We start from the raw sequence: 14979 nt of genomic DNA on the forward strand, positions 1-14979 counted from the left end.
GATCAGGTCCCGGCCAGCGGCATGGCGGCGGCGACCAGGAGTCCGCCGGCCGCGGCCTTCTCCAGGGCGTCGCGCAGCAGGTCCTCACGGGGCTGCTGGCCGATCGAACCGGCCGGGGCCGCGTAGACCAGCACGGTCTGCGACTTGTTGGCCGCGGTCCGCCAGCCCTCGGTGACCTGGAGGGGGGCGTGCGCCTGCCACCAGGCCACCGGGGCGCCGCCGCCCGTGCCCGGCTGGAGCACGGCGTGCAGCTGGCCCATGGCGAGCAGGATCGACCAGCCGTGCAGCACCTCGGGGACCTGGTCCATCCGGTGGACCGGGTGGAAACCCTGCTCCAGCAGCAGCTGGAGGAACTCGTCACCGGTGCTGCCGTCCGTGCCCGGACGGGCGATCGCCCCGGTCGGCTCGACCACCAGGGCCGGGTGGAGCTCGTCGTCGATCAGGACGAGGCCGCTGGTGATCCCGAGGACGGCCTGCTCGGGGGTGAGCCGGTCCGGCTCCGCCTGCTCGCTGCCGGTGATGCTGCGGACGGCCCCCTGGAGCTGCTCCTCGGAGACCTGGACGACCTGCGAGGGGATGCAGCTGGCGTGGGCGAAGGCCAGGACGGCGGTCTCGTCACCGACGAACAGCACCGTGCTGGTGCGTTCCTGTTCGGAGTCGCCGGGGGTGCGGCAGGAGGTGCAGTCGTAACTGCCCGGGGCGTTGTCGCCGACGAGCAGCCGGTCGGCTTCGGCGTCGCCGATCTCGGCGCGTACGTCCTCGCTGACGTCGAGCATGCGCGGCACGGGTGGCTCCTCGAACTCGGTACGTGCGCCGGGCGGTTCCCGGCTCATGAAGAAGACAACGGGTGAGCCGCTGCCGGGGTCACGCGGGAAGGCGAACGGAATCGAACCGGGCGTGTCGGACGCGTGGTGGCCCGGGGGAGGACCGGCCGACAAACCGGGAGGAACCGTGTCGGTGGGCGGGTCGCCCGGGCCCGGCCGCCCGGGGCCGGAAAACGGATGATTCGGGTTGTCCGCTATACGGTCCGGCGGCATGCGGGGCGGCCGGTCCGATGGTGTGGAAATCGTCACCCGGGGATAAGGGGCCGATAAGGAAGGGTGAATTCCCGGTGGATATTGCCTTTGCGGAAGGCCGCTGCCTCGTTGAGGCGGGCCCGTCCGCGCGCGAATATCCGTCGCGCCGACGGGCCTTTTCCGGCCCTCCGTGATGATCGTTTACCGGCCTGTGTGATTACTGTGCGTCCGGTGGTGAATCGCACGTTCGGACGAAGGAGTTCGAAGGGAACACGTGTGGTGATCCTGTGACACAAGCGTGACCGGTGAGGGACGTGAGGATGCCGTGCGGCCGGGCGGGGCCCCGGCTTCCGTCGTCGTCCCGGGCCGCCTACGGTGAGGGGCATGGCAACCGTACCGACCCCTTCCGCCCAGCCCGACGACACTCCCGGTGCGTATGTCGGGCTCACCGCAGAGACCGCCGAGCGGCGGGCCCGGGAGCGTGGCTGGGCCACCGTGAGAGCCCTTCCGCCGGGCACGGTCATCACCATGGAGTTCCAGAGCGGCCGGATCAACTTCGAGGTGGACGGCGGCGTCGTCAGGCGCTGCTGGACCGGCTGAGACCCGCCCCGGCGGTGTGAACGAGTGAGGGCCCCGACCGGAGTCGGGGCCCTCACTCATGGCCGGGGGCGGTGTGCGTACGTCCCCGTGCGGCCAAGGGTCAGCCGCCGGCCACCGGCCGCGCCGGAGCCGTACCGCCGCGCGGGGTGCGGTCCGCGTGCGGCGGGCGGCGGCTGCCGGCCGGGGTGACCGGGGTCCGCTCCGAGCGCACCGGGTGGGCGCTCTGGTGGGCGGGGGCGGCCGTGTGGGCGCGCGGGCGGCTGCTCGCGGCCTGGGGGCGGCCACCGGCGCCGACGGCCCCGTGGACGGGGTTCTGCGTCTGGGCCTCGTCCGCGGCGGTCTGCCCGGCCGTGACGGGCTGGGGCACGGCCGCGGGGACGGGCTTCGGCGGGGCGGGCCGGCCGCCCAGCCGCTCGCGGGCGGCGAAGATCCAGTGCTCGGCCCGGGTGATCAGCGGCTCGACCCAGGGCAGGCCCAGCAGGATCAGCAGGCCGGCGGCCCAGCCGAGGAGCACGTCGCTGAGCCAGTGCGTACCGAGGTAGACGGTGGTCAGGCCGACGCCGAGCGAGACGAGCGCGGACATCGCCGACAGATACCGCCTGGCGCGCGGGGTGGCAGCCAGGTAGGCGAGGATTCCCCAGGTCACGACGGCGTTGGCGGTGTGGCCGGAGGGAAATATATCGCCGCCGTCGAACAGCTCGGCCGAGCCGATCTGTGTCGCGTAGTGCGGGCCGAGCCGGCCGAGGCCGATCTTGACCGCGCCGACCGTCACGTTGAGCAGCAGCAGCGAGGCGCCCAGGGTCAGCAGGGGCCGCAGGGTGTGCTGCCGCCAGGACCGCCAGCCGAGCCAGCAGGCGACCATGACCGCCGTGGGCCCGCGCTGGCCGAGGACGACGTAGTAGTCGAGGAAGGCATGGATGCCGGGCCACTGCTGGTACGGCCGGAAGAGCATGACCTTCCAGTCCAGGGTCACCAGCCAGGACGACATGAGCACGGCAATGACGATGGCGAGATAGAACGCCAACGTTCCGCCGAAGAGAGCGATGCGGTGACGGCTCATCCGCGGTGTCTCTATCTTCGGCGGTTCCGGCTCCCGGTCCAGGCGGGCAAAGATGTCGGTACGCACCCAATCGACGTTACAGCGAGTGAGTGGGCGTCCCGGTCCATCCGGCCGCTTTGTGATGACGATGTGATGTGGACTATGTCTCAGCGCGGGCCGTTTTTCCTGGCCGCCGAAGAATCCATGACTCCTTCCGGATGATTTCTCCGACACCTTGTTCCGTAAAACCATTCGGTTATAGGAGAGAAAATGCCCGGGGCGCCGAACTGTATTTCCCGGGGGCCGCGACAACGGGAACGGACGGTGTCGGTCCGGTTACGGGACGCCTTCACCGGGTACGCGCGGACCCGAGGCCGGCCTGTGCGGCGGACCGTCGTCGCAGGTCGCCGCAGTGGCGTACGCCACACCGGGCGTCGCTCCGGGGTATGACCTGGGTCACGTGTGGCCCTGCCGAACTCGCGTACGCTGTCGGCTCACTCGCCCGTCGATGCCGGGCCCGGAGGGACGGCGAACGCCGCGTCCCCGGGGGCCCGCCGAGCGCGAGGAACCTTTTGGGAGGTAGATGCATGTCCGGGACGACCGCGGTCCGAATCCGTCTGCGCGCAGCCGCCGACGGTGCCAATCGATGGGTCGTCCTGGTCGTCCTCTGCCTCAGTCTGCTGCTCGTGGCGCTCGACGCGACGGTGCTGCACGTGGCCGTCCCCGCCGTCACCGAGGATTTGCGGCCCAGCGCCGTCGGGCTGCTGTGGATCGTGGACGCCTACCCGCTGGTCTGCGCCTCGCTGCTGATCCTCTTCGGCACCCTCGGCGACCGGGTCGGGCGGCGGCGGATCCTGCTGCTGGGCTACGCGCTCTTCGGCGTCGCCTCCGCCGTCGCGGCCCTCGCCGACAGCGCCGGGGTGCTGATAGCCGCGCGGGCCATGCTCGGCGTCGGCGGCGCGATGATCATGCCGGCCACGCTCTCGATCCTGCGCCAGGTCTTCCCGGACCGGCGCGAGCGGGCCGTGGCGATAGGCGTGTGGACCGCCGTCGCGGCGGTGGGCGCCGCCACCGGGCCCGTCATCGGCGGCTTCCTCGTCGAGCACTTCTGGTGGGGCTCGGTCTTCCTGATCAACATCCCGCTGATGGCCCTGATCCTGCCGGTCGGCCGGCTGCTGCTCCCGGAGTCGCGGGGCGGCGACGACGGACCCTGGGACGTGCTCGGCGCGCTGATGGCCGCGGCCGGGGTGCTCGGAGTGGTCCTCGGCGTGAAGCGGGCGGGCACCGGTGAGGGCGCGCTCGGCCCGGCCACGCTCGCCCCGCTGCTGATCGGGGCCGCGCTCCTCGCCGCGTTCGTCCGCCGCCAGAAGCGGCGCAGGCATCCCCTGATCGACATCGGGATGTTCGCCAGGCCCGCCTTCTCCACCGCCGTGGGCTGCATCGTTCTCGCCATGCTCGCTCTGGTCGGCCTCGAACTGATCGCCGTCCAGTACCTCCAGCTCGTCCTGGACCTCAGCCCGCTGGAGACCGGCCTGCGGCTGCTGCCGCTCACCTTCGCCGCCATGGCCGCCGGCGCCACCGGCTCGCACACCCTGCGCCGGATCGGACCGCGCCGGATGGTCGGCTGGGGCTTCGTCCTGACGGCGGCCTCGGTGCTGATGCTGACGGCCATGGGCCAGCACGACCGGCCCGGCCTGCTGACCGCGTCCTTCGTCGCCCTCGGCTTCGGCCTGCAGTCCACGCTCTTCGGCGCCTACGAGTCGATGCTCAGCGAGGCCCCCGCCGACCGGGCGGGCGGCGCGGCGGCGATCGGCGAGACCTCCTACCAGCTGGGCGCCGGCATGGGGATCGCCCTGCTCGGCAGCGTGATGAACGCCGCCTACACCCCCGGCCTGGCCAAGCTCCCCTCGGAAGGGGTGCCCGCGTCGGCGGAGGCCGCGGCCGCCCACTCGCTCGGCGAGGCGTACCAGGAGGCCGCGCAGCTGGGCGGCCCGCTCGGCGCGGTGCTGCGCACCACCGCCCGGGACGCGTTCGTCAACGGGCTGCACATCACGCTGCTGGTCAGCGCGGCCCTGCTGCTGCTCGGGGCGCTCGCCGCGCTGAAGCTGCCCCGGGTGATGGAGTGCCCGCCGAAGCTCTGCGAGGCCCCCGAACCGCAGGAGGCGCCCGCCCAGGAGCGTCCCGAGGTCCGGCTGCGACTGCCCGCCGGGCGCCGCCCGGCCGAGGCGGCCGGCTCTGGACGCGCGGCACACTGAGTCGTAACGTCGGCACGACGCCGTAACTAACACTGCTAGTTTTCGGCGCCCGTACCGACCTCAGTACTGTGCGAGCCGCCGGAGGCACTCCCTCATGTCCACCGCCCCGTCCCCGAAGCTCCCGCCCTTCGACCCCCGCGACCCCATCGGCGTCGACGATCTCCTGGACGCCGAGGATCTCGCGATCCGTGACACCGTCCGCACCTGGGCCGCCGACCGGGTCCTGCCGCACATCGCCGAGTGGTACGAGAACGGCGAGCTGCCCGGCATCCGCGAGCTGGCCCGCGAACTCGGCTCGCTCGGGGCCCTCGGCATGTCCCTCCAGGGGTACGGCTGCGCGGGCGCCACCGCCGTCCAGTACGGCCTGGCCTGCCTGGAGCTGGAGGCGGCCGACTCCGGCATCCGCTCGCTCGTGTCCGTACAGGGCTCCCTCGCCATGTACGCCATCCACCGCTTCGGCTCGGAGGAGCAGAAGCAGCGGTGGCTGCCCGGCATGGCGGCGGGCGAGACCATCGGCTGCTTCGGCCTCACCGAGCCCGACCACGGCTCCGACCCGGCCGGCATGCGCACGTACGCCAAGCGCGACGGCCAGGACTGGATCCTCAGCGGCCGCAAGATGTGGATCACCAACGGCTCGGTCGCCGGCGTCGCCGTGGTCTGGGCGCAGACCGACGAGGGCACGGCGGGCAGCGGCATCCGCGGCTTCGTGGTGCCGACCGACGCCCCCGGCTTCTCCGCGCCCGAGATCCGGCACAAGTGGTCGCTGCGCGCCTCGGTCACCAGCGAGCTGGTCCTCGACGACGTACGGCTGCCCGCCGACGCGGTGCTGCCCGGTGTCACCGGTCTGCGCGGGCCGCTCAGCTGTCTCAGCCACGCCCGCTACGGCATCGTCTGGGGAGCCATGGGCGCGGCCCGGTCGAGCTTCGAGGCAGCCGTCGACTACGCGAGGACGCGTGAGCAGTTCGGGAAGCCGATCGGCGGCTTCCAGCTCACCCAGGCCAAGCTCGCCGACATGGCCGTCGAACTGCACAAGGGCATCCTGCTCGCCCACCATCTGGGCCGTCGGATGGACGCGGGCACGCTCCGCCCGGAGCAGGTCAGTTTCGGCAAGCTGAACAATGTGCGGGAGGCCATCGAGATCTGCCGCACCTCGCGCACGATCCTCGGTGCCAACGGGATCTCGCTGGAGTACCCGGTGATGCGGCACGCGACCAATCTGGAGTCGGTGCTCACCTACGAGGGCACCGTCGAGATGCACCAGCTGGTCCTGGGCAAGGCGCTCACCGGCCTGGACGCGTTCCGATGAGCGCCCGGAGGGCGGTCAGCTCTGGTTGAAGAAGCCGTCGGCCGGGCGGCCGGCGGCTTCGCCGTTGACGACCTGGGTGTCGGCGGGGGTCAGCAGGAAGACCCGGGTGGCCACGCGGTCGATCGACCCGCGCAGTCCGAAGATCAGCCCTGCGGCGAAGTCCACCACGCGCTTGGCGTCGGCGGAGTCCATGGATGTGAGGTTCATGATCACCGGGACGCCGTCCCGGAAGAGCTCGCCGATGCTCCGGGCGTCCCGGAAGCTGTCCGGGGTCACGGTGGCGATCCTGCGGCCCGTCTCCTCGGCCGCCTCGGAGGCCACCCGCACCCGCGGATCGGTCACCCAGGCCTGTCCGGTCCCGGTCCGTGCACCCTCGGCGTACTCGTCGTCGTCGTAGTACCGCTCGTCGTTGTCCTCTACGAGGCCCAGCCAGGCACTCGCCTTGCGCACCGATCCCATGGACGCCTCCTCTCACCGCGGTTCCTTGGCGTTCCGCATGTCTTTCGTATCCCTATGGTCGTCCATGATGCGGATCGTGCGCCAAGGGGATAGGCGGCGCGCAGGGCATTCGTGACGGTACTGGTGCAGAGGATGTGGCGATTCGTCAAGGTTCCTCCCGTAAAAGGGCCCTGAAGAAAGAAAATATGATGCGCCGGTCCGTACGGGTGACATGGGGGACGTACGGGTGAACGGGTCACTCGATACGATGCACGTCGCGCACGCGCCCGAGTGCGGCGCTCAGGTGAACGACTCCCGGGGGATGGCCGTGTTCGGAATCGTCAGGCCCTGTACGCATCGCCTCTCGGAGGGGCTCAAGGCGGAGTGGATGGCCCATCTCTGCGGGCTCTGTCTGGCACTTCGCTCGGACCACGGGCAGTTCGCCCGGATCGTCACGAACTACGACGGCCTGATCGTCTCGGTCCTGACGGAGGCTCAGACAGAGCGCACGCCCGCGCAGCGCCGCACGGCGGGACCCTGCCCGCTGCGGGCCATGCGCACCGCGCCCGTCGCCCGGGGCGAGGGGGCCAGGCTGGCGGCCGCGGTCTCGCTGGTGCTGGCCTCGGCGAAGGTGCGCGACCACGTCGCGGACGGGGACGGTCTGTTGAGGCGCCGTCCGGTGGCCGCGGCGGCCCGCCGGGTGGCGGCGGGCTGGGACCGGGCCGGGGCGCGCACCGGGGCGCAGCTCGGCTTCGACACCGCGGTGCTCGTGGACGCCGTCGACCGGCAGACCGGCATCGAGCTGCTCGCCGGCCCCGGCACCCCGCTGCTGACGGTCACCGAACCCACCGAGACCGCCACCGCCGCGGCCTTCGCGCACACCGCCGTCCTCGCGGGCAAGCCGCACAACGCCGCGCCGCTCGCCGAGGCCGGACGCCTCTTCGGCCGCCTCGCGCATCTGCTGGATGCCGTGGAGGACCAGGAAGCTGACTCCGCGTCGGGTGCCTGGAACCCGCTCACCGCGACCGGCACCTCGCGGGCCGAGGCCCGGCGGCTGTGCGACGACGCGCTGCGGGGCGTACGGCTGGCGCTGAAGGACGCGGAGTTCACCGACGGCCGGCTCGCGCATGTGCTGCTCGCGCACGAACTGCGGCGCTCGGTGGACCGGGCGTTCGCCACGGACGTCTGTTCGCATCAGGGCGGCGGGCTGCTGACCTCGGCCGGCGATCCGTCAGAAATACGGCCTGCGGCCTCGTTCGGGCCGCCGCCGGGCAATCCGTACGCGCCTTCGGGGCCCGGTGCCCCGTTCGGGCCGCTGCAGCCGCCGCCGGAGCCCCCGCGCGACCGGCGCGGGCTCGTCATGGGCTGCCTGGTGTGGGCGGGGCTCGCCTGCACCTGCCAGATGTGCTGCGGCACGTTCGACGACCCCTGGAGCCGTCAGCGGCGCGAGGGGCTGTGCAGTCAGTGCGACTGTGGTGACTGCTGCGATGCCTGTGACTGCTGTAGCGGTTGCAGCGACTGCGGCGATTGCTGCGACGGTTGTGACTGCTGCGACTGCGGTTGCGACTGCAGCTGCTGAGGGGAGGGTGGTGCGGTGTTGTGTGACCGGGAGCGCGCAGGGAAGGGGCTCGAACGCCGGTCGGGGCGCGAGCGGAACGAAGCAGTGCGTCGGCTCAACAGGAACAGGACCACACGCGACCGAAGTCGATGTGGGAGCGCTTGACCAGCCACTGCTGCGAATACATGGGCCAAGTGGAACAGGCGTCCGGGTGGCCCGTCAACTGACCTGAGATCTGCGGCTCACAGTGTGGACAGGCTTGACATCCCGCCGTGCACAGCGCTTATCTCGGAGCAGGACCGGGCTGAGGGGCCCGTCCATGTGGTGTTCTCTGTGCCTTCTTTCTGCTGTCTTCCGTCTTCCGTGACGAGAGCGCGCGCCGTGTTCGATCGCCGCATCCACGGAGCCCCCGCATGTCCGCGCAGACAGACACCCGTACGCCGGCTCTCCCGGCCCCGTCCCCCGAAGACAACGATGCCGGACCGACGCTGGTCGTCATCGGCGCGGGACCGCGCGGCACGGGCCTGATCGAACGCATCGCCGCCAACGCTCCCGCCCTGTACGGGGACCGGCCGCTGACCCTCCATCTCGTCGACCCCTACCCGCCCGGCGGCGGCCGGATCTGGCGCGAGGGGCAGTCCCCGCTGCTGTGGATGAACTCCATGGCCGAGGACGTCACCATGTTCACCGACGACACCGTCCGCCAGGAGGGGCCCGTACGGCCCGGGCCCGCGCTCGACACCTGGGCGGCGGAGCTGCGCGAGGGTCCGGGCGGCGCCGGCGCGGTCACCGACGACCCCGCCCTCCGCGCCGAGATCGAGACGCTGCGCGGACAGGACTTCCCCAGCCGGCGGCTGCAGGGCGCCTATCTGCGCTGGGTGTACGAGCGGTCGGTGGCCGCGCTCCCGCCCGGGATCACCGTCCATGAGCACCGCCGCCGCGCCCTGCGGGTCACCGGCCCGCGCGACGGCCGCCAGCGGGTCCATCTGGAGGGCGGCGCACCGCTCGACGCCGACCTCGTCGTCCTCACCCTCGGGCACCTGGACGCCGAGCCGGACGCAGAGCAGTCGAGGCTGTCCGGCTTCGCGGCGCGGCACGGCCTGATCCACCTGCCGCCCGACTTCACCGCCGACAGCGACCTGAGCGCGCTGCCCGCGGGCGAACCCGTCGTCGTCCGGGGCTTCGGACTCGCCTTCATCGACCTGATGGTGCTGCTCACCGAGGGCCGGGGCGGGCGGTACGAGAACGGCGCGTACGTGCCCTCGGGCCGGGAGCCGGTGCTGTACGTCGGATCGCGGCGCGGGGTCCCGTACCACTCCAAGATCGGCTACGGCTGGCAGGGCGAGCGGCCGCCGCTGCCGCGCTTCCTGGACCCCGTCCGGGCCGGGGAACTCCTGACGAGACCTCAGCCGCTCGACTTCCGCCGGGACATATGGCCCCATGTCGACAAAGAGCTCGGCCATGCGCACTACCACCGGCTGTTCACCGCCCACCCCGGACGCACCGCCACCGACTGGCCCTCCTTCGAGGAGAAGTACGCGACCGCCGAGCCGGGCAGCGACGAGCTGCGCGACCTGATCGCCGCCGCCGTCCCCGACCCGGCCGACCGGCTCGACCTGGCGGCCGTGGACCGGCCGCTGGAGGGGGTGCGGCACACCTCGGCGGAGGCTCTGCAGAAGGCGGTGCGCGACTACATCACGGCCGACCTCGACCGCCGGCACGACCCGGAGCACAGCGAGGACCTCGCGGTCTTCCTCGGACTGCTCTCCGTCTACGGCCAGTTGGCCAGGTTCGGCGACATCGGGGAGTGGTGGCACGGCTTCTTCAGCTACCTCGCCTCCGGGCCGCCCGGCCCCCGGCTGCGGCAGCTCCTCGCCCTCTCCGAAGCCGGTGTCGTCCGCTTCATCGGCGCCGGCACGACGGTCGAGACCGATGAGGAGCGCGGCCTGTTCCGGGCGTTCGGCGCGACCGTGCCGGGGGAGCGGATCGAGGCCCGCGCCCTCGTCGAGGCCCGGCTGCCGGACCCCTCGACCCGGCGCACCCGCTCCGCCCTGCTCCGCGCCCTGTACGAGGACGGGGCGGCGGCCACCGCCACCGGGCTGCTCGCGGTCGACCCCGCCGACGGCCGCGTCCTGGACCGCGACGGCCTGCCGCACCCCCGCCGCTTCGCGCTCGGTCCGCACACCGCGGCGCGCACCGGCGGCGCCTTCACCCGGCCGCGCACCGGAGGCCCCGCCTTCGGCCAGAACGACGCCACCGCGCGCGCCGCCCTCGCCTTCCTGCGCGACCGCACCGGCACCGATGGCTGACCGCCCGCCCGGGCCGGAGGTCCCGTGACCCGAAGCCGTACCCCCACCGTGCCGAAAGGACCCGCCATGTCCCCGCTGCGCCCGCTCCATCTGGCCGCCGAGATCGGTGGCCCGCCCCGCTACGACCCCGCGCACTACACGGGACTCGCCCGGCTCGCTGAGGGGGGCGCGCTCGACTTCGTCACGCTCGGCGACTCCTTCGCCCGGCCGGGCCCCGACGCGCTCGCCGTCCTGTCCCGGGTGGCCCCCGAAACCCGCCGGATCGGCCTCGTGCCGACGGTCACCACCACCCACACCGAGCCGTTCCACGTGTCCTCGGCGGTGGCCACCCTGGACTGGGTCAGCCGGGGCCGGGCCGGCTGGAGTGTCGATGTGTCGACGACCGAGGCCGAGGCGCGGCTCTTCGGACGCCGCCCCGCCGCGCCCGCCGACGCACTGTGGCGGGAGGCCGGTGAGTGCGCCGACGTCTCCGCACGCCTCTGGGACAGCTGGGAGGACGACGCCGAGATCCGGGACACCGCCACCGGACGCTTCATCGACCGCGACAAGCTGCACTACGTCGACTTCGAGGGCACCGCCTTCGGCATCCGGGGTCCGGCCATCGTGCCGAGACCGCCGCAGGGCCGCCCGGTCGTCGTCATCGACGGCACCGCGGAACCGGCCCGGCAGGCCGCGGCCCGCCACGCCGACGTCGTCCTCGTACGCGCCACCACCCCCGAGCGGACCGCCGCGATCCGCGAGGACGTGCTCCGCCGGGCCGCCGCCCACGGCCGGGACCCCGCCGCCCTGCGGGTGCTCGCCGCGCTCACCGTCGACCTCGGCGACGCCGAGTCCGCCCCGGAACCAGGGCTGGAGAGCGGGCCGCCGCTCGCCGCGCAGGGCACGTACTACCGGGGCGGCCCGGTCGACCTCGCCGATCTGATCACCCAGTGGCACCGGGCCGGCGCGGTCGACGGCTTCCACCTCACCCCGATCACCCCCGGACGCGACCTCGAACGGATCGTCAACGGCACCGTCGCCCTGCTCCAGCACCGCAGCCTGTTCCGCACCTTCCACCCGGGCGGCACCCTGCGCGAGCACCTCGGTCTGGCCCGCCCGGCCAACCGTTACGCCCCGCGAGGAGAACGAGTATGACCAGCGCCGCCCCGCCCAGCGCCCCGAAGCAGATGCATCTCGCGGCGCACTTCCCGGGGGTGGACAACACCACCGTGTGGGCCGATCCGCGCTCCCGCAGCCAGATCGAGTTCGCCTCCTTCGAGCACCTCGCGCGCACGGCGGAGCGCGGGCTGTTCGACTTCTTCTTCCTCGCCGAGGGGCTGCGGCTGCGCGAGCACAACGGGCTGATCCACGACCTCGACGTGGTCGGCCGGCCCGAGTCCCTCACCCTGCTGGCCGCGCTGGCCGGCGTCACCGACCGGCTGGGGCTCGCCGCCGCCGTCAACGCCACCTTCAACGAGCCGTACGAGGTGGCCCGGCGGTTCGCCACCCTCGACCACCTCAGCGCGGGCCGGGCCGCGTGGCACGTCGTGACCTCGTCCGACGCCTCCACCGGTGAGAACTTCCGGCGCGGCGGCCCTCTCGACCGGGCCGGCCTCCCCCAAGCTCTCGGCTCCGCCCGGGCAGGGGGGACCCCCCTCACCCGCGCCGCCGAGTTCCTCGCCACCGCCCGGGAGCTGTGGGACTCCTGGACGCCCGAGGGGACCCCGCGCCCCTTCGCCCACCACGGGACGCACTTCTCGGTCGAGGGCGAGTTCACCGTGCCGCGCTCCCCGCAGGGCCACCCCGTCGTCATCCAGGCCGGCGACTCCCCGGAAGGCCGCGAGTTCGCCGCGTCCGCCGCCGACATCGTCTTCACCCGGCACGGGACCCTGGAGGCGGGCCGCGCCTTCTGCGCGGATCTGAAGGGGCGCCTCGCCGCGTACGGCCGGGAGCCCGACGAGCTGAAGATCATGCCCGGGGTCAGCGTCGTGCTCGGCGACAGCGACGCCGAGGCGCAGGAGCGCGCGGCCGCGATCCGCCTCCAGCAGGTCTCGCCGCAGAACGCGCTGCTGGCCCTGGAGCAGGTCTGGGGCCGCGACCTCTCCTCGTACGATCCCGACGGGCCGCTCCCCGAGAGCGACCCGGTCCCCGACTCCGGTCCGGTCCGGGGCCGGACCGGCGACCCGTTCGCGGTCGCGGCCCGCTGGCGCGAACTGTCCCGCGCGAAGGGGCTCTCCATCCGGCAGACCGTCATCGAGGCGACTGGCCGGCAGCCGTTCATCGGCAGCCCGGACACCGTCGCCGCGCAGCTGACCGAGTACGTCGCCACGGGCGCCGCCGACGGCTTCGTCCTCGTCCCCCATCTGACCCCCGGCGGCCTCGACGAGTTCGTCGACCGGGTCGTCCCGCTCCTCCAGGAACGCGGAGTGTTCCGCTCCGCCTACACCGGTTCCACTCTGCGGTCGCACCTCGGCCTCGGTGAGCCGGTATGGAAAGGTTGACCGCATGAGCACGGAAGCACAGCAGCAGGCAGCGCAGGACTGGCAGCGGTGGCACGAGGAGCGGACCGCCACGGTCTCGGCACCGTACGGGCCGCTCTCCCTCACCGGCACCCACTGGCTCTCCGATTACCCGGACGGTCGAATTCCGGCCGTCCCGGGCCAGTGGCGGGAGGAGGACGGCGAGCTGGTGCTCACCGCCGTCCCCGAGGACGGGCTGACCGTCGACGGCAAGCCCTTCACCGGCCGGGTCGCGCTCGGCGCCGACCGGGGCCCGATCGACGGGTCCCGCGTCGCGCACGGCGAGCGGAGGCTGGTCGTGCTGAGCCGCGAGGGACTGTGGGCGGTCCGGGACTTCGATCCGTCCTCCCCGGCCCGGCGCGCCTTCCGGGCCATCGAGGCGACGCCGTACGACCCGCGCTGGGCGCTGCCGGGCACCTTCCGTCCGTACGAGACCTCCCGCACCGTGCGGGTCGAGAACGCCGACGGTGTGGAGCGCGGGCTCGGGCTCGCGGGGGAGATCGCCTTCGAGCTGGACGGCGCCGAGCGCACGCTTCAGGTCGCGGTGGAGGCGGACGGCTCGCTGTGGGCGGTCTTCGCCGATGCCACCAGCGGTAACACGAGCTACCGCTTCCGGTTCCTGCGGCCCGCCGCCCCGGCGGCCGACGGCACGGTGACGGTCGACCTCAACCGCGCGACGCTGCCGCCGTGCGCCTTCGCGGACCACTTCATCTGCCCCTTCCCGCCGCCCGGCAACACCCTGCCGGTCGCCGTCGAGGCGGGGGAGCGCAGCCGCACCGACGGCTGAGGCGCCGTATACGACCGGCCCCGGCGGGGAGTCACCCGCCGGGGCCGGGCTCGGTGCGCCCGCCCGGCCTCAGGCCAAAAGGCGCCCTTGCGCCGGAAGTTGACGCCTTGAATACTCCCGAGCAGCGCTTGTCAGGGGCACGGCATGTTCGCATTGCGGACAGCCGTCCGCGCGCCTGACTGCGCCTCACGGGTCCGACCACCCCACAGGCGGACCCCCGACTCCCCTCGGGAGGAATGACAAGTGAGGATCAAGCGCACCACCCCCCTCAGCGGCACTGCGAGACGCAGCAGGGCCGTCGCCATCGCCGCAGGTCTCGTGGCCGTCGCCGCGCTCGCCGTCCCCACGGCGCAGGCCAGCTCCACCGGAACGTACAGCGCCAACCAGCTCTCCGCCGCCAGTGACGCCGTCCTCGGCGCCGACATCGCCGGCACCGCCTGGACCGTGGACCCCGCGACCAAGAAGGTCGTGGTCACGGTGGACAGCACGGTCTCCGCGTCGGAGATCCAGCAGATCAAGGACTCCGCGGGCGCCAACGCGGGCGCCCTGCGCATCGAGCACACCCCCGGGAAGTTCAGCAAGCTGCTCTCCGGCGGCGACGCCATCTACGCACCCGGATGGCGCTGCTCCCTCGGATTCAACGTCCGCAGCGGCAGCACGTACTACTTCCTGACCGCCGGACACTGCACCGACGGCAACCCCCCCTGGTACACCAACTCCTCGAACACCACCTACATCGGTCCGACGGTCGGCTCCAGCTTCCCGACCAACGACTACGGGCTGGTGCGCTACGACAACGCCGCCGTCTCCCACGAGGGCACCGTGGGCAGCGTCGACATCACCGGCGCGGCCAACGCCACGGTCGGGATGTCCGTCACCCGCCGGGGCTCCACCACCGGCATCCACAGCGGCACCGTCTCCGCGCTCAACGCCACGGTCAACTACGGCGGCGGCGACGTCGTCTACGGCATGATCAAGACCAACGTGTGCGCGGAGCCCGGCGACTCGGGCGGCCCGCTCTACTCCGGTTCCAAGGCGATCGGCCTGACCTCGGGCGGCAGTGGCAACTGCAGCTCGGGCGGCACGACGTTCTTCCAGCCGGTCACCGAGGCGCTCAGCGCGTACGGCGTCAGCCTGTACTGAGGCCGAGGCCTGTACCGGCCGATCGGTGCG

Annotated in this window: 12 protein-coding genes; 9 read left to right on the plus strand and 3 right to left on the minus strand. The window is 72.8% G+C overall.

The genetic code is table 11. The features are described 5' to 3' along the window. Positions 1-2 precede the first annotated feature (2 nt). Positions 3-785, minus strand: a complete 783-nt coding sequence (locus RLT58_RS28585; protein ID WP_311313238.1) for a DUF8842 C-terminal domain-containing protein — start codon at positions 783-785, stop codon at positions 3-5. A 615-nt stretch (positions 786-1400) separates the two neighbouring features. Here RLT58_RS28585 and RLT58_RS28590 point away from each other — a divergent pair. Next, positions 1401-1616, plus strand: a complete 216-nt coding sequence (locus RLT58_RS28590; RefSeq protein WP_311313239.1) for an I78 family peptidase inhibitor — start codon at positions 1401-1403, stop codon at positions 1614-1616. A 100-nt stretch (positions 1617-1716) separates the two neighbouring features. On the opposite strand, the gene RLT58_RS28595 is transcribed toward RLT58_RS28590, so the two are convergent. Then, positions 1717-2742 (minus strand): phosphatase PAP2 family protein, encoded by a 1026-nt coding sequence (locus tag RLT58_RS28595; protein WP_311313240.1) that lies wholly within the window; start codon positions 2740-2742, stop codon positions 1717-1719. Positions 2743-3242: 500 nt separating this feature from the next. On the opposite strand from RLT58_RS28595, the gene RLT58_RS28600 reads away from it, so the two are divergent. Beyond that, on the plus strand, positions 3243-4910 hold the full coding sequence (locus RLT58_RS28600; protein WP_311313241.1) for an MFS transporter: 1668 nt from the start codon (positions 3243-3245) through the stop codon (positions 4908-4910). A gap of 94 nt (positions 4911-5004) precedes the next feature. Continuing rightward, positions 5005-6216, plus strand: coding sequence for an acyl-CoA dehydrogenase family protein (locus RLT58_RS28605; protein ID WP_311313242.1), 1212 nt, complete (start codon positions 5005-5007; stop codon positions 6214-6216). Between the two features lie 15 nt (positions 6217-6231). On the opposite strand, the gene RLT58_RS28610 is transcribed toward RLT58_RS28605, so the two are convergent. After that, positions 6232-6675: a cell division protein SepF gene (locus tag RLT58_RS28610; RefSeq protein ID WP_311313243.1), complete on the minus strand. Its 444-nt coding sequence runs from the start codon at positions 6673-6675 to the stop codon at positions 6232-6234. A gap of 367 nt (positions 6676-7042) precedes the next feature. On the opposite strand from RLT58_RS28610, the gene RLT58_RS28615 reads away from it, so the two are divergent. From RLT58_RS28615 to RLT58_RS28640, 6 genes are all read left to right on the plus strand, one after another. Further along, positions 7043-8233 carry a DUF5685 family protein gene (locus RLT58_RS28615; RefSeq protein WP_399131692.1) on the plus strand — a complete coding sequence of 397 codons (1191 nt, stop codon included), beginning with the start codon at positions 7043-7045 and terminating at the stop codon, positions 8231-8233. Positions 8234-8625: 392 nt separating this feature from the next. Next, positions 8626-10521 (plus strand): FAD/NAD(P)-binding protein, encoded by a 1896-nt coding sequence (locus tag RLT58_RS28620; RefSeq protein WP_311313244.1) that lies wholly within the window; start codon positions 8626-8628, stop codon positions 10519-10521. A 66-nt stretch (positions 10522-10587) separates the two neighbouring features. Next, positions 10588-11655 (plus strand): LLM class flavin-dependent oxidoreductase, encoded by a 1068-nt coding sequence (locus tag RLT58_RS28625; protein WP_311313245.1) that lies wholly within the window; start codon positions 10588-10590, stop codon positions 11653-11655. Continuing rightward, positions 11652-13001, plus strand: coding sequence for an NtaA/DmoA family FMN-dependent monooxygenase (locus tag RLT58_RS28630; protein WP_311313246.1), 1350 nt, complete (start codon positions 11652-11654; stop codon positions 12999-13001). The genes RLT58_RS28625 and RLT58_RS28630 overlap by 4 nt, the downstream gene beginning before the upstream one ends. 4 nt (positions 13002-13005) lie before the next feature. Beyond that, positions 13006-13806, plus strand: a complete 801-nt coding sequence (locus RLT58_RS28635) for a DUF1684 domain-containing protein (protein ID WP_311313247.1) — start codon at positions 13006-13008, stop codon at positions 13804-13806. A 243-nt stretch (positions 13807-14049) separates the two neighbouring features. Beyond that, complete coding sequence (locus tag RLT58_RS28640; protein ID WP_311313248.1) at positions 14050-14949, plus strand: S1 family peptidase; 900 nt, start codon at positions 14050-14052, stop codon at positions 14947-14949. Positions 14950-14979: the final 30 nt, after the last annotated feature.

The organism is Streptomyces sp. ITFR-16 (assembly GCF_031844705.1).
In the GTDB taxonomy this organism is placed as follows: domain Bacteria; phylum Actinomycetota; class Actinomycetes; order Streptomycetales; family Streptomycetaceae; genus Streptomyces.

Excerpts from the sequence above, each read along its gene's own strand:
- RLT58_RS28590 (WP_311313239.1), top strand. The coding sequence starts at position 1,401 with ATGGCAACCGTACCGACCCCTTCCGCCCAGCCCGACGACACTCCCGGT.
- RLT58_RS28600 (WP_311313241.1), top strand. The coding sequence starts at position 3,243 with ATGTCCGGGACGACCGCGGTCCGAATCCGTCTGCGCGCAGCCGCCGAC.
- RLT58_RS28605 (WP_311313242.1), top strand. The coding sequence starts at position 5,005 with ATGTCCACCGCCCCGTCCCCGAAGCTCCCGCCCTTCGACCCCCGCGAC.
- RLT58_RS28610 (WP_311313243.1), bottom strand. The coding sequence starts at position 6,675 with ATGGGATCGGTGCGCAAGGCGAGTGCCTGGCTGGGCCTCGTAGAGGAC.
- RLT58_RS28615 (WP_399131692.1), top strand. The coding sequence starts at position 7,043 with ATGGCCCATCTCTGCGGGCTCTGTCTGGCACTTCGCTCGGACCACGGG.
- RLT58_RS28620 (WP_311313244.1), top strand. The coding sequence starts at position 8,626 with ATGTCCGCGCAGACAGACACCCGTACGCCGGCTCTCCCGGCCCCGTCC.
- RLT58_RS28625 (WP_311313245.1), top strand. The coding sequence starts at position 10,588 with ATGTCCCCGCTGCGCCCGCTCCATCTGGCCGCCGAGATCGGTGGCCCG.
- RLT58_RS28630 (WP_311313246.1), top strand. The coding sequence starts at position 11,652 with ATGACCAGCGCCGCCCCGCCCAGCGCCCCGAAGCAGATGCATCTCGCG.
- RLT58_RS28635 (WP_311313247.1), top strand. The coding sequence starts at position 13,006 with ATGAGCACGGAAGCACAGCAGCAGGCAGCGCAGGACTGGCAGCGGTGG.